Genomic DNA, 13521 nt, shown 5'->3' with positions numbered 1-13521 from the left:
GCCCGGTCAGCGAGTGGCTGCCGAGTGATTGTTGGACGACTGAGTACGTCCGAGATCGACGGAGATGGCGTCCGCGGTGGCGACTGCGGCCGGAACCAGTTCACCGCGAACAGCTTCGGCGCTGTAGCGGGCGGCTTGGGTGGAGATGTTGACAGCCGCGACCACATCACCGGTTGCGTCCCGGATGGGTGCGGCGAGCGAGCGCAGACCCTCCTCGAGTTCCTGATCGACAATCGCGAATCCGTCGGCGCGAATCTTCTCGAGTTCGGCACGCAGACCGTCGGCGGTGGAGATGGTCTTGCCGGTCAGGCGGGCGAAGGACACTCGGGCGAGGTAGGCGTCCAGGGCGTCGTCCGGCAAGCCGGCGAGCAGAACCCTACCCATGGATGTGGCGTACGCGGGAAAGCGCGTGCCGATGGTGATGGAAACCGTCATGATGCGGCTGACCGGAACACGGGCCACGTACACGACGTCGTCGCCGTCGAGGATCGACACGGACGTGGATTCACGGACCTTGGCGGACAAGGCTTCCAGATGCGGCCCGGCGATCTCGGGAAGGGACAGACTGGAGAGGTAGCTGTAGCCGAGTTCGAGGACTCGCGGCGTCAACCAGAACACCGAACCGTCAGTACGTACGTATTCGAGTTCGACGAGTGTGAGCAGGAAGCGGCGAGCAGTCGCACGCGTGAGATCGGTGTGCCTGGCAACCTCGCTGAGGGTGCGACGCGGGTGCTCACCGTCGAAAGCCTTGATGACGGACAGCCCACGGGCCAGCGACTGCACGTAGTCCGGTGACGGTCCCGGCGCTTGCTCGCTGCTGTTCTCACTCATGTTGTCTCGTTCTCCTCAGGTTCGGCCGAGAGGTCTGCGAGTGCTTGCTTTCCCAGCGCAAAAGCCAAGTTGCTGTTCGGCACACCCGCATAAACCGCGGTATGGAGAAATACTTCCACGAGTTCGTCGGGATCGATCCCGGCACGCAGCGCAGCGCGAATGTGCATGTCGAGTTCGTGTTCGTTGCCGACGGCAGTGAGGATCGCGAGAGTGAGGAGCCTGCGGGTGTGGTGATCGAGGCCGGGGCGTGACCAGATGTCGCCCCACGCCGTGCGAGTGATGAAGTCCTGGAACGGGGCCGTGAATTCGGTGGCACCGGCGATGGAACGATCGACGTGGGCGTCGCCGAGCACCTGACGTCGTACGGTCATACCTGCCGATACCGCGGCGCTACGTTGGGCGAGCGCAGATGTGTGCGAGGCAATATGCGTTGCAAGCAGTTTGGTGACGCGCCCGGCCTGTTCGACGTTGGCGAGGTGTGCGCCGGGATCGACCACGTGCAGTACCGCATCGGCGATACCGTCGGCGATCGCGCTCAACGTCGCCGGAGGTGTCGACGGATCCTGCTCGCCCGCGACGAGGAGCGTCGGAGCGACGATGCGGGCCAGGTCGGCGCGGCCGTCCCACATCGAAAGCGCCTCGCAGCAGGCGGCATAACCCTCGTCGGGTGTGGCTTCGACCATCGCGACGTGGCGGGCGACAAGCTCCGGATCGTTTTCGGCCAGTCCCGGCGTGAACCAGCGTCCGACGACGGCGGCCGCGATGGACGCGATGCCGTCCGCACGGACAGCCTGCGCACGATCGATCCATGGCTGAGTCGGGGCGAACTGCGAGGACGTGCACATCAACGTCAACGTCTCGACGCGAGTGGGGTGGTGCGCGGCGATCCACTGGCTGACAGCGCCGCCGAGGGAGAGCCCAACGAGATGTACGGACTCGAGTTCGAGCGAATCGAGGAGAGCGATGACATCGCCGGCAAGATCGGCAATGGAGTAGGGGCCCGCAGGCACCGGTGACTTGCCGTGGCCGCGATGATCGACGGCGATGACGCGGTAGCGATTCGACAGCGCGTGAATCTGCGGCTGCCACATGGACAGATCGGATCCGAGTGAACCCAGGAGAACCACTGCCGGGGCATCGGGATTGCCGGTCTGTTGAAAGTTGAGCGCGACGCTCATCGAGATCCTCCTGTGGGGCGTTCGGCGAGGGCGCGGTCGACCAGATCGGTGGCGTGGCCCAGATAGTGTGCGGGGTCGAGTAGTTCGGCGATCTCGGTTTCGCTCAGGTGCTCTGCGATGGCGGGATCACGATCCAACCTGGTTCCGGAAGTGGCTGCCGCGGTGACGATGTCGCGTGCTCGATCAGTGTGTGCGGACAGGGCCTTGGTGACACGCTCGGCGAGAATCAGGCCACCGGTGATGTCTAGATTACGAGCCATCGACTCGGTGTGTACTTGCAGGCCGGTGAGGCTCACGGAAAGCTGGTGCGCTGCTCCGCCTGCCAGACGCAGGAGATCGGTGACGGTTTCCCACTCGGCGTGCCAGGGGCCTGCGGCGCGAGCGAATTCGTGATCCATGTTCGACAGGGCTGTGGCCACCAGGGCGGGAGTACGTCGCGCTGCCGCGCGGGCGGTGATCGCGGCAACCGGATTCTGCTTGTGCGGCATGGCCGATGAGCCGCCCGGAGCGCTCTCGGCGACCTCGGACAGCTCGGTGGACGCCATGACGGTGATGTCGGTGGCGGGCTTGGAAACGGCGCCGGCGACGATACCGAGTGTGGTCGCGAGTTCTGCGATGGTCACGCGGTCGGTGTGCCAGGGAGTGACCTGCCTGGCCAGACCGAGTTCGTCGGCCAGCGCGTCCGCGATCCTGAGCCCGTCGGGATACAACGCAGCGAGTGTTCCTGCGGCTCCGCCGAATTGAACCGGCAACGTGGACAGCACGATTTCGAGACGAATCGCTGCGGCGTCGAGTGCGGTGAACCAACTCGATGCCAGTAGCCCGAAGGTGGTCGGAAGTGCTTGTTGTCCCAGGGTTCTCGCGACCATCGGAGTAGAGCGATGGATGCGGGCGAGGTGGGCGGCGGAATCGGCGGCGCGGGTCAGGTCGGCCAGAACCACTGTGCCCGCGCGTCGCGTCAACAGCATCAGCGCACAGTCCATGATGTCCTGACTGGTGGCGCCCGGGTGCACCACGGAGGCAGGCACACCTTCCTGTCCCACCCTTTCGCGCAGCATCTTCACCAGCGGAATGACGGGATTTCCGCCGGTGGCCGACGCGCGGCCGAGCGCCACGATGTCAAGGCCGCCCGGTTGTGAGAGTTCAGCTGCGGCGGTCGCCACCGCGGCGCAATGTTCCCCGTCGGCCAACCCGACGGTGGCCATCGCACAACTCAGTGCGGCCTCCACGTCGAGCAACGCGGTGACCCACGCCTGGTCGGACAGGTGCTCCGATACTCGGGTGGCCCCGAACACCGGGTCGAACAGTGCGCCGCGAGTGGGCATGTGTACTCCTCTTACAGCTCGAAGAATGGCGTCTCGACGCCGTTCGCGTCCTCGTCCTGAACATAGACCGTCCAGGAGTACCCACCGTCGACCTTGGTTGCAACCAACTTCGCGCGTTCGGTTTCGCTCAGTGAGGACAGCACCGGATCTGTTACGTGTGCGTCGGTGTCCTCGGGGAAGTACAAGCGGGTGACCAGGCGGTCGAGCATCCCTCGAGCGAAGACCGACACGTTCACGTGTGGGGCCTCGTCCGCATCCGTTTCAGTGGGCTGCGCTCCGGGCTTGACGGTGTGGACCAATGCGGTACCGGTGGAATCTGCTGCGCTGCGCGCGAATCCGCGAAAACCAGCCGGAGTGAGGTCCACTGCGCCGCGGGGATCGTCCGGATGGTTGAAGCGCCCGAGCGTATCGGCCTGCCACGTTTCGATCATCGCGTCGGCGACGGGTGTGCGGGCGCCGTCGATCACCGTGATGGCCAGCGTGATTCGTCCGGGGGCATCGGCGGGAGCGGCGTCGGGGCCGTCCGTCCAGGGGAGGCCGATGTGCCAGTACGGTCCGACGGTCTGGGAGGGCGTGACACCGAAGGGGGCAGTGGTGAAGTCGCCGGGGACGACCGGATAACTGGGTGCGGGCTTCGCGGTGCGATCAGTCATCGTGGTCTTCCTCGTTCTCGAATACGGAGGCATCACGGCCGCGCAGGACGATGTCGAAGCGGAACCCGAGAGCCCAGTTGGGGACTGTGGCGTCGTAGTCGAAGACGCTGACCATGCGGTGACGTGCTGCTTCGGGTACCGCGTTGTAGATCGGGTCCTGGAAGAACATCGGATCGTCGGGGAAGTACATCTGCGTCACGAGGCGCTGCGTGAATGCCGTGCCGAACAGCGAGAAATGGATGTGGGCCGGTCGCCAGGCGTTGTCGTGGTTCATCCACGGGTAGGCGCCCGGCTTGATCGTGGTGAAGCTGTAGTGGCCGTTCGCGTCGGTCACGCAGCGACCGAGCCCGTTGAAGAACGGGTCCAGCGGTGCGGGCCAGTTGTCGCCGGTGTGGCGGTAGCGTCCACCGGCGTTGGCCTGCCACACCTCGAGCAGTGTGTGGGGGACCGGCTTTCCGTCGCCGTCGAGTACACGGCCGTGAACGACGATGCGCTGTCCCTGTGCTTCGCCGCCGTTGGCAATGGTCAGGTCGTTTTCGCCGGCGCCGACGCGATCTTCGCCGAATACCGGCCCGGTGAGCTCCGTGAGGCGCTGGGGGAGCAGCTTCAGCGGTTGCTTCGGGTGGCGAAGAGAAGTGGTCTTGTAGTCCGCGAAATCGGCCGGGGCGTTGACGCCAGTCGGCCGCTGGTACCTCGGCGGTAGATGCAGCATAGGGAACCTCGTCGTTCGGTTACGTGAAGTTGTTCGCAATGTGTACATATGTTGCGCTCTGCGAACAGAATAGTTCGTAGATGTGACCCAGGCAATGCCGGGGGCGAAAAATGTTCGTGATGCGCACGGGGGTTCACAATACGTACGCACCGCGCTACTGTGATCGACATGATGGACAAAGTCATTCCCACTGCTGCCGAGGCCGTCGCCGACGTGCCGGACGGCGTCACGATCGCTGTCGGAGGTTTCGGGCTCGTCGGAGTGCCGGAAATCCTCATCGATGCGCTCCTCGAGCAGGGCGCGACATCACTCGAAACGGTGAGCAACAACTGCGGCACCGACGGGTTCGGGCTCGGAGTGCTTCTGGAGAAGGGGCGTATCCGTCGTACTGTCAGCTCGTACGTCGGCTCCAACAAGGAGTTCGCGCGTCAGTACCTTTCCGGTGAGCTGGAAGTCGAACTCACGCCGCAGGGCACGCTCGCCGAGCGCATGCGCGCCGGGGGAGCGGGCATCCCCGCGTTCTTCACCCCGGCCGGCGTCGGCACCCAGGTCGCCGACGGTGGCCTGCCACTGCGTTACGACGGCAACGGCGGCATCGCAGTTGCCAGTCCGCCCAAGGAAACTCGTGACTTCGACGGCGTCACCTACGTGATGGAGCGCGGCATCGTCGCCGACTATGCACTGGTCCACGCCTGGAAAGGTGACCGGCACGGCAACCTCGTCTACCGCGCGAGTACCCAGAACTTCAATCCGGCTGCAGCAACGTCGGGGCGCATCACCATTGCGCAGGTCGAGCACCTCGTCGAGCCGGGTGAGCTCGACCCTGCCGAGATCCACACGCCGGGCATTCACGTTCAGCGTGTTGTCCACGTCGGCCCCGTGACGGTCGGCATCGAGAATCGGACGGTACGAGCATGACTTCTGTACTACCCACCAAACTCACCCGCGAAGAGATGGCGGCCCGCGTCGCGCGCGAACTCGAGGACGGGCAGTACGTGAACCTCGGCATCGGTATGCCGACGCTGGTTCCGAACTACCTCCCGACCGACATCACCGTTGTATTGCATTCGGAGAACGGCGTTCTGGGCGTGGGGCCGTACCCGACCGAGGACGAACTCGATCCCGAGCTGATCAATGCGGGCAAGGAGACCATCACCGTTCTCCCCGGTGCGTCGTTCTTCGACTCCTCAGCGTCGTTCGGCATGATCCGCGGCGGCCAGGTCGACGTTGCCGTGCTCGGTGCCATGCAGGTCAGTGCCACCGGAGACCTCGCGAACTGGATGATCCCCGGCCACATGGTCAAAGGCATGGGCGGCGCGATGGATCTGGTCCACGGCGCAAAGCGCGTCATCGTGATGATGGAGCACGTCTCGAAGAAGGGTGAGCACAAGATCGTCGAGGAGTGCTCGCTTCCGCTGACCGGTAAGGGCTGCGTCCAGCGAATCATCACCGACATGGCCGTGATCGACGTGACTGACGACGGTCTCCGCCTGGTGGAGACGGCGCCGGGCATCAGCGTCGACGACGTGGTTGCCGCTACCGGAGCGAAACTGATTCTTTGACAGTCTGTTTCATCTGATGGCTCAGCCGCCGGGTCGTGACTTCCATCCGACCCGGCGGCTGTTTTACGCCCCGACGTCGTTCAGCTCGCTCTCGACCGGAATCCAGAGCTCGAACCGCGCGACGGTGAAATCGTCGTTGTATTCGGTACGCATGATCTCGGGACCAGGTACGGAGCGAAAAGGGTTGGCCGGGAACCATTCCGTGTAGATATCTCGCCACAAGTACTGCACAGATTCGATTGCCGACCCGTCGGCGGTGAACACGGCCCACGTGTGTGCGTCGACCGTCAGCACATCGAAACCCGTGGGTGAAGGTTTGCCGGTGACCACTCCCAGGTAGTAATCCAGTTCTGTACCTTCGGTTCTGGGATGCGCCAAATTGTCGACGACACTGACGATTCCCGCCGGTTCCTGATCGGACAGCTCGCGCAAACCGCGCAGCGCAACCTTGTCCACGGAGCGGGTGAAATCTTCGATCGCAGAATTGGGACCTTCGTGTACCAGTGGAACCCGGGTCTTGAACCCGACTACCGTCAGGGCAGGTTTGTCCACAAGCATGTAGTCCATCGGTGTGGCTCCTTCCAACGTCACGTGAATGACAAGTTTCGGTTGTGATTTGAGAACGGCGGGAGCGCGTTTGACCGCGCCGGGGCTCACGCCGTGAAATGCGGTGAACGCTCGTGTGAAGGCTTCCGCGGACGAGTAGCCGTACTTCACGGCGGTCTCCAACACTCCTGATCTGCTGACGGACAACTCGGCACCGGCCAGGGTGAGTCGACGTCGACGGATGTATTCGGATACGGGAATGCCGGCCAGGGCCGAGAACATCCGCCGAAAGTGATACTCCGAGGTGGTTGCCAGCCTTGCCATCTCGGCTGTGTCGATCTCGCCGCTCAGATTGCTTTCGATGTAGTCGAGCGCGCGGTTCAGTCCGTCGATCATCGTGTCTTCCTGTTCACGGGTTTCACGCTACGCAGATCACTTGGTCCGTACCCGACTATCCGTGCCCGAAAAAGTAGGGCAGGAAATGCATCTGGACAACTCAGTTAATCATCATTATCTTGAATCGAACATCGATGGTTGACCAGGAGGCACAGTGAGCACCCGTTTTCCGCAGGCTGAATTGACCGAGGTGCCCGAGGACATCGCCGCCAGGATTCTCGAGATCCAGGAGAAGTCAGGGTTCGTGCCCAACGTCTTCCTGATGTTCGCTCGGCGGCCAGCCGAGTTCCGGGCATTCTTCGCATACCACGACGCGATCATGCTCAAGGAAGATTCCGCACTCACCAAGGGCGATCGAGAAATGATCGTCACCACGATCTCTGCGGCCAACAAATGTACGTACTGCGTTGTCGCGCACGGCGCGATTCTGCGTATCTACGAGAAGAAGCCGCTGGTTGCCGACCAGGTTGCGGTCAACTATCGCACCGCAGAGATCTCCGATCGTCAGCGCGCGATGCTCGACTTCGCCACCAAGGTGAACTCCGCCTCGCACGAAATCGCCGACGTCGACTTCGACACCCTCCGTGTGCACGGCTTCGGCGACGAGGACGCGTGGGACATCGCCGCGATCACTGCATTCTTCGGGCTGAGCAATCGCATGGCGAGCTTCTCCGGCATGCTGCCCAATCCGGAGTTCTACCTGATGGGGCGCGTTCCGCGGTCCTGATTCCTGCGACTCGAACATAAGCTTTCAATTTTTCGGACCGACCGGTCGTAACGTCTGGAACTCAGCCGACGAAGTAAAGGCTGTCCACGCCGGAATTGCCGTCTTCGTAAAGAAGGCCGAAAGGTTGAGCGCTATGTCGGAGAAGTCCATCGCCCATTCTCGGAGGGTCCGCTCTGCGGCCGCCGGTGCCGTACTAGCTCTCGGATTGGCGGTGGGCGGCACAGGAATTGCATCGGCAGAGCCCGAAACCGTGTGTACTCCGAGTACCGATCCGCTGGTGACCTGCGCCGAGGAAGAGGCAGCTGCCACCACCGACGCCGACGCGGCGACGAGCACCGAGACCACACCCGAGAAGGTTGAAGCCGGGGTCGCGGGCGCGGGCAGTGCCGAAACCGCAGGTACGGACGCCGCAGCACTGGCGGAAGCCGAAGCAAAAGCCAAAGCAGCAGCCGACGCGGCAGCGAAGGCCGCCGAAGCAGCCGCGACGGCAGGGGTCGACTCGTCCGCAGCGACAGACACTTCGGTGAAGGCGACCGAGGCAATGACTCAGGCGAGCGTCGAGGCAACCAAGGCGGCGGTCGAATCGACCCAGGCCAAGGCGGAGGCAGGGGCCGCGGAACAGTCTGCCAAGGAAGCCGAAGAGGCAGCCAAGGTTGCGGAGTCCGCTGCAGCCGATGCGAAAGAGGTAGCAAAAACAGCTCAGGCAGAAGCAGACGCGGCCGCAGCCAAGGCTGCTGAACTCGAGGAAGCTGCGAAGGCCGCCGGTTCGGGGCCCAAGACCGAAGAGGCAGCAAAGGCGCGCGCCGAGGCTAATGCTCTGCAAGCCAAAGCCGATGAGGCGAAGGCTGCCGCGGATGCAAACGCCAAGCTGGTTGCGGACAAGAACAAGGAAGCCGAGGAAGCCTTCAAGAACTGGGACATCGCGAAGGCGATCGCCGCAAAGGCCCAGGCGATAGCGGCCGCATGGAACGCCAAGCAGCTCGCGATCACCGTCAAGGAAACTCAGAAAGTGGCCACCGCCGCCGAAACCACGGCCAAGGCAGCCGAGTCCGCGGCCGCAACCGAGGTAGAAGCTGCCACTGCCGCCCGTAAGGCCGCAGATGAAGCGGCAGCTACCGCGGCTTCCGCACGAAAGGACGCCGACGCTGCGCAGAAGGCCGCGGAGACGGCCCAGGCCGAAGCCGATGCTGCGGGCGAGGCTGCCACCGACAAGCGAGCCATTGCCGACGAAAAGGCTGCCGAAGCCGCCAAGAAGGCCGAAGCTGCCGAAGCGGCGAGCAAGAAGGCGCAGGATCTCTACCTAGCCGCCGAAGACGCGAAGGCCGCAGCCGACGCCGCAGCAGCAAAGGCCAAGGAAGCTCAGGCCGCTGCAGCCGCCGCAAAGGCCGAAGCGGATGCAGCGCAGAAGATCGTCGACGAGCTCAAGGCAAAGGGCGAGAAGGAGATCGACAACGGAACAGGCGTCGGCGGTGAAGTGATCATCGGTGAGCACACCGACGACGGCTCCGGGGTCACGAAGGTCGACGAGACCACCGCTGTAGTGAACAAGACCGGCGTCAAGCTGGTCGGCTACTACAACAACAAGGGAGCCTTCGACGTCGTCGACTACTACGTCACCGACGCCGACGGCGATCCGGCACTCGCTGGAAGCCTGCCCCCCGTCGAACTTGCTCTCGGTGACACTGCAAGCAGCACCAGCGGTAGCAGCAGTTCCAACCTGCCGGCTGTATTGATCGGCGTCGGAGTCGTGGGCGCTGCCGCCGCAGCAGCTACGACGGTGGTTGTTCGTCGCAAGCGTCATGACGGCCCGGGCAACACGTCTGCGTAGCGCCGGCCTCTCGGCGGTAGCGATCCTCGCCCTCCTCGCATCCGGATGTTCGGGCGAGAATGCGGGATCGCTACCTGACCGCTCGCCGGTGCAGTCGCATATCGCGGCTGCACCGGCTTCGGTGACCGTCGATCCGGCAGAACCCGAGAGGATCGAGTTGAGGTCTGCGTCCGGGGGCACGTACCTGAGCAGTCCGTTGCACTCGGAGAAACTGATGCGCGGCGGCGAGAGTGGGCAGCAACTGAATCCCGTCGACGAACTGCCGGTGTGGTGGGGCGAGAGCGGAATGCCGGGAACGGAGACCACACAGACCGTTGTTGTCGTCGGGCACAACTACACCACTCGCGAAGCACCGTTCCGGGCGCTCCGGGTAGTGGAGCCGGGCGATCGAATTCTCCTGGCTACACCGAACGGCACACTCGAGTACGACGTCGAAACAGTCGGGCCGCTGCACAAAGGTTCGCTGCTGGGCACTCACGAGTTGCGCGAATCGGTTCCGGGACGGTTGATCCTCGCCAATTGTGATGTCGTCGAAGGAGAGTCGACCGACGACAATTACGTCATCATCGCCCAGCTGGCAGCGCACTGAATCCGTGGCAGTGCAAGAATAGGTACATGGATTCCCTCGGACTTCTCTCGGAACTGGTAGCTCTCGACACGGTCTCGGGGGAGGCCGCTCCTCAACGGCGGGCGATGGATTCGATTGTCTCGTTGGTTCTCTCACGTGCGCCACAGGCGAAGGTCGAGTCAGACCTGACCGGCAATCATCCCTGGGCCTTGATCACCAACGAAGCTGCACCCTCGGCAGCAAGACTATTGTTCGCCTGCCACGTGGACACGGTGCCAGTGGGAACTGTCTCCGACTGGGAGTTCGACCCGTACGCCGCACAGGTCGACGGCGAATTGTTCCTCGGCAGAGGGACATCGGATATGAAGGCCGGCCTTGTTGCCGCTACTGCCGCGGTTGTCGACGCTTTCGAACGTGGAGTTCCGGTCGCACTACTGCTGACGAGCGACGAGGAAATCGGATCGCTCGGGGCCGCTCGTTCGGCCGACGCCGTGGCGAATCTCGAGGTCGGGGCTGTCATCGTTCCCGAGGCGACCGGCAATCGCATCAACCTGGGGCACCGCGGTGCACTGTGGCTCGAAGTGTCCGTCAAAGGAAAAGCCGCGCACGGGAGTACGCCGCAGCGAGGAACTAACGCTGTCCTCAAACTGCTTGACGTCGTCGATCGAGCTCGGCGTGAGCTTCCGCTGTCGTCCGACGCATTTCTGGGCGCTGAAACCTGGAACCTCGGTTTGGTCGGCGGCGGTTCGGCTCCGAACATCGTGCCGGACAATGCACGTGCGGTGATCGATCACCGCACGGTGGGAGACGGCGCAGACCTGCTTGCATGGTGGCGCGCACAACCCGAAGTCGACTCGGTAGAGACGTCGATTCACCTGGGAGGTGTGCGTACCGACGCGTCGGATCCGTGGTTGGCCACCTTGCCGATCCCTGTTGCAACCGAACCGGTTTCGTACTTCACCGACGCTTCGGTGCTGGCAGCGGCCGCCCCCGGCGCTCCCGTCGTGATCTGGGGCCCTGGCACTCCCTCGCTGATGCATGCGGCCAACGAAAGCGTCAAGGTGTCCGAACTGGACGATGCGATCGCTGCCTACGGTGCCGTGGCTGCTGCTCGGCCGACGGTGGACTGACGGACAATCAGTTCAGGAGCAAGCGCAATGTGGGCTGTCGACTCGGAAGAGTTGTTCATCGCCTGATCCAGAAGTCGCACAGCTTCTTCCGCGATTCTCTCCTGCGGCTGTCCGACGGTGGTCAACGGCGGATTGCACAGTTCGGAGAAGGGGATGTTGTCGAAACCGGTGACCAGAACGTCGCCGGGGACGTCGATGCCCAATGCGTGGCAGGTCTGCAGCACACCGAGCGCGATCAGGTCGTCGGCGCAGACCAAGGCGTCGGGGCGAGTCTTGCCGGTCAGGATGGTGTTGGACGCCGTGCGTCCCCATTCGATCGAATACTCGCCGAGTTGTGTCCACTCGTCACGAGTTTCGATTCCCATTCGATCCGCATGGCGGAAGAATCCGGCCCGGCGAAGTTCGGTCGACGAATTGGTCAGCTCGGAACTGATGAAGGCAGCCGATCGCGCGCCGCGCTCGGACAGATGCTCCATCACGAGTGATTGAGCGGCGTCGTCGTCGACACCGACCCAGTCCGTCTGGGTATCCATTGCAAACCGGTCCAGTTGAACGACCGGAAGCGTTGCTGCGCTGGCTCGTACTGCTTCGGCACTCAATTCGCCGTGGCACGGGCTGATGATGATTCCGTCCACCTGCCGCGAGACGAGCGACTTGAGCCGCTGCGCTTCCACGTCGGGATCGGAACGAGAATCGCACAGGAACAGTTGTAGGCCGCGCTGAGCCAGGACGTGTTCGACGTTGACCACCAGCGAAGTGAAGAAGGGATTCGCGATACTGGGAACCACCATGCCGACAGTGTCCGTCCGATTGCGACGCAGTGAGCTGGCGATGATGTTTCCCGAGTATCCGAGAGAATCCGCGGCTCGTTTGATCGTCGCTGCAAGCTCGTCCGAGACAGGGCGGGATCCGGACAGTGCCCGCGACACGGTGGCAGTCGAGACCCCGGCCAGTTCCGCGACATCGCGAATGGTCGCCTTGCGCATGCGTCCCCCGTTTTCTGCTCGATTCGGGTCCGAGGTTATCGAACCGCACGGTCCAGTGTCCCGCATGTAACGCGATTGAGGCAATCGTTTACAAATTCGAATTGTGAAATCCTTGACACAACCCGGTGTTGATCGCATAACCTGCTAATTCATCAAGGCAATCGATTACATCGTGTGCAGATCTTGTGCATGGACATACAGCGCAAATCTTGCGCATGGAATGGGGTAGCTGAAGTGACCGCATCACCGCTCGGAGTCTTTCCGCCCAAGCCCTCGGCGTTGGCAGAGATGTTCACCGGCACGCCTTCTCTCATCGGGGCCATCCACCTCCCTGCTCTGCCGGGCAGCCCGCACTACACCGGGCAGCCGGTTTCGGAAATTGCTCGCTTCGCTGTGGAGGAAGCGCACGCGTACGTCGACAACGGTTTCGACGGTGTGATCGTCGAAAATCACTGGGACATACCGTTCCTCAAGCCCGGCGAACACGGATACGAAACCGCCGCCAGCATGGGAGTCATCACGGCAGCGGTGGTCGGTGAGTTCGGCAAGGCCGTCGGCGTCAGCATCCTGTCCAACGCCGGCGAGTGCGGAGTGGCCGCGGCGTGGGCGGCAGGCGCGAGTTTTGTGCGCGTCAATCAGTGGGCCAATGCCTACATCGCCAATGAGGGCTTCATCGAGGGTCAGGCGGCCAAGACGACGCGCTTCCGCCATCGCATCGGCGCCGACCCGGTCCGGATCTTCGCTGACGTGCACGTCAAGCATGGTGCGCATGCCATTGTTGCGGACCGCACCGTCGCGGAACAGACCGAAGACGCCGAGTTCTTCGATGCAGATGTCCTGATCGCGACCGGTTCGCGCACCGGTGACGCCGCTTCGGTCGACGAGGTTTCCGTGATCCGAGACAACACCGTTCTTCCCGTGATCATCGGATCCGGCATCACGGCTGCCAACGTCGCAGCGCTGATGAAGGAATGCGACGGCGCCATAGTTGCATCCTCGGTGAAGGACAATGGACGCTGGTGGGGACGGGTCGCAGGCGAGAAGGTCCGCGAACTGTCCCGGGCCGCAGGAAAGTAACC

At 63.3% G+C, this 13521-nt stretch carries 14 protein-coding genes; 7 read left to right on the top strand and 7 right to left on the bottom strand.

Going from position 1 to position 13521, the window contains the following annotated elements; all coding sequences use genetic code 11:
• Window positions 1-6 precede the first annotated feature (6 nt).
• From H7C86_RS07770 to pcaH, 5 genes are read right to left on the bottom strand one after another with little or no spacing between them, the layout of a single operon-like run.
• On the bottom strand, window positions 7-831 hold the full coding sequence (locus H7C86_RS07770) for an IclR family transcriptional regulator C-terminal domain-containing protein (protein ID WP_007730008.1): 825 nt from the start codon (window positions 829-831) through the stop codon (window positions 7-9).
• Complete coding sequence (gene pcaD / locus H7C86_RS07765) at window positions 828-2009, bottom strand: 3-oxoadipate enol-lactonase (RefSeq protein WP_019745506.1); 1182 nt, start codon at window positions 2007-2009, stop codon at window positions 828-830. The genes H7C86_RS07770 and pcaD overlap by 4 nt, the downstream gene beginning before the upstream one ends.
• On the bottom strand, window positions 2006-3334 hold the full coding sequence (gene pcaB / locus H7C86_RS07760) for a 3-carboxy-cis,cis-muconate cycloisomerase (RefSeq protein WP_019745505.1): 1329 nt from the start codon (window positions 3332-3334) through the stop codon (window positions 2006-2008). Before pcaB ends, pcaD begins: the two co-directional genes overlap by 4 nt.
• Window positions 3335-3345: 11 nt before the next feature.
• Window positions 3346-3987 (bottom strand): protocatechuate 3,4-dioxygenase subunit alpha, encoded by a 642-nt coding sequence (gene pcaG / locus H7C86_RS07755; protein ID WP_019745504.1) that lies wholly within the window; start codon window positions 3985-3987, stop codon window positions 3346-3348.
• Window positions 3980-4699: a protocatechuate 3,4-dioxygenase subunit beta gene (pcaH, locus tag H7C86_RS07750; protein ID WP_019745503.1), complete on the bottom strand. Its 720-nt coding sequence runs from the start codon at window positions 4697-4699 to the stop codon at window positions 3980-3982. The genes pcaG and pcaH overlap by 8 nt, the downstream gene beginning before the upstream one ends.
• A gap of 171 nt (window positions 4700-4870) precedes the next feature.
• Here pcaH and H7C86_RS07745 point away from each other — a divergent pair, with 171 nt between their 5' ends.
• Both H7C86_RS07745 and H7C86_RS07740 read left to right on the top strand, forming a co-directional pair.
• Window positions 4871-5617, top strand: coding sequence for a CoA transferase subunit A (locus H7C86_RS07745; protein WP_007730016.1), 747 nt, complete (start codon window positions 4871-4873; stop codon window positions 5615-5617).
• Entirely contained in the window at window positions 5614-6261 is a 648-nt protein-coding gene (locus H7C86_RS07740; RefSeq protein WP_019745502.1) for a CoA transferase subunit B, read from the top strand. The genes H7C86_RS07745 and H7C86_RS07740 overlap by 4 nt, the downstream gene beginning before the upstream one ends.
• Window positions 6262-6324: 63 nt before the next feature.
• On the opposite strand, the gene H7C86_RS07735 is transcribed toward H7C86_RS07740, so the two are convergent.
• Window positions 6325-7203, bottom strand: a complete 879-nt coding sequence (locus H7C86_RS07735; RefSeq protein ID WP_019745501.1) for an AraC family transcriptional regulator — start codon at window positions 7201-7203, stop codon at window positions 6325-6327.
• A 154-nt stretch (window positions 7204-7357) separates the two neighbouring features.
• Between H7C86_RS07735 and H7C86_RS07730 the strand changes: the two genes are divergently transcribed.
• The 4 genes from H7C86_RS07730 to H7C86_RS07715 all read left to right on the top strand — a co-directional run bounded on the left by H7C86_RS07730 (window position 7358) and on the right by H7C86_RS07715 (window position 11456).
• A complete protein-coding gene (locus H7C86_RS07730; RefSeq protein ID WP_019745500.1) occupies window positions 7358-7930 on the top strand; it encodes a peroxidase-related enzyme in 573 nt (190 codons plus the stop codon).
• A gap of 133 nt (window positions 7931-8063) precedes the next feature.
• Window positions 8064-9758, top strand: coding sequence for a hypothetical protein (locus tag H7C86_RS07725; RefSeq protein WP_019745499.1), 1695 nt, complete (start codon window positions 8064-8066; stop codon window positions 9756-9758).
• The gene (locus H7C86_RS07720) at window positions 9730-10347 is read left to right on the top strand and encodes a sortase domain-bontaining protein (RefSeq protein ID WP_182261342.1); all 618 of its coding nucleotides are present in this window, start codon (window positions 9730-9732) and stop codon (window positions 10345-10347) included. Before H7C86_RS07725 ends, H7C86_RS07720 begins: the two co-directional genes overlap by 29 nt.
• Before the next feature lie 26 nt (window positions 10348-10373).
• A complete protein-coding gene (locus H7C86_RS07715; protein ID WP_182261341.1) occupies window positions 10374-11456 on the top strand; it encodes a M20/M25/M40 family metallo-hydrolase in 1083 nt (360 codons plus the stop codon).
• Here the strand turns inward: H7C86_RS07715 and H7C86_RS07710 are convergent.
• A complete protein-coding gene (locus H7C86_RS07710; RefSeq protein ID WP_182261340.1) occupies window positions 11417-12442 on the bottom strand; it encodes a LacI family DNA-binding transcriptional regulator in 1026 nt (341 codons plus the stop codon). The two genes, H7C86_RS07715 and H7C86_RS07710, sit on opposite strands and share 40 nt — an antisense overlap.
• Before the next feature lie 234 nt (window positions 12443-12676).
• Between H7C86_RS07710 and H7C86_RS07705 the strand changes: the two genes are divergently transcribed.
• Window positions 12677-13519, top strand: a complete 843-nt coding sequence (locus H7C86_RS07705; protein ID WP_003940276.1) for a BtpA/SgcQ family protein — start codon at window positions 12677-12679, stop codon at window positions 13517-13519.
• Window positions 13520-13521 lie beyond the last annotated feature (2 nt).

The sequence above is a fragment of the Rhodococcus sp. UFZ-B548 genome (assembly GCF_903819475.1).
Classification (GTDB): domain Bacteria; phylum Actinomycetota; class Actinomycetes; order Mycobacteriales; family Mycobacteriaceae; genus Rhodococcus_F; species Rhodococcus_F erythropolis.
The sequence above is the reverse complement of the archived record's forward strand: the minus strand, read 5'-3'. Positions and strand labels throughout refer to the sequence as shown.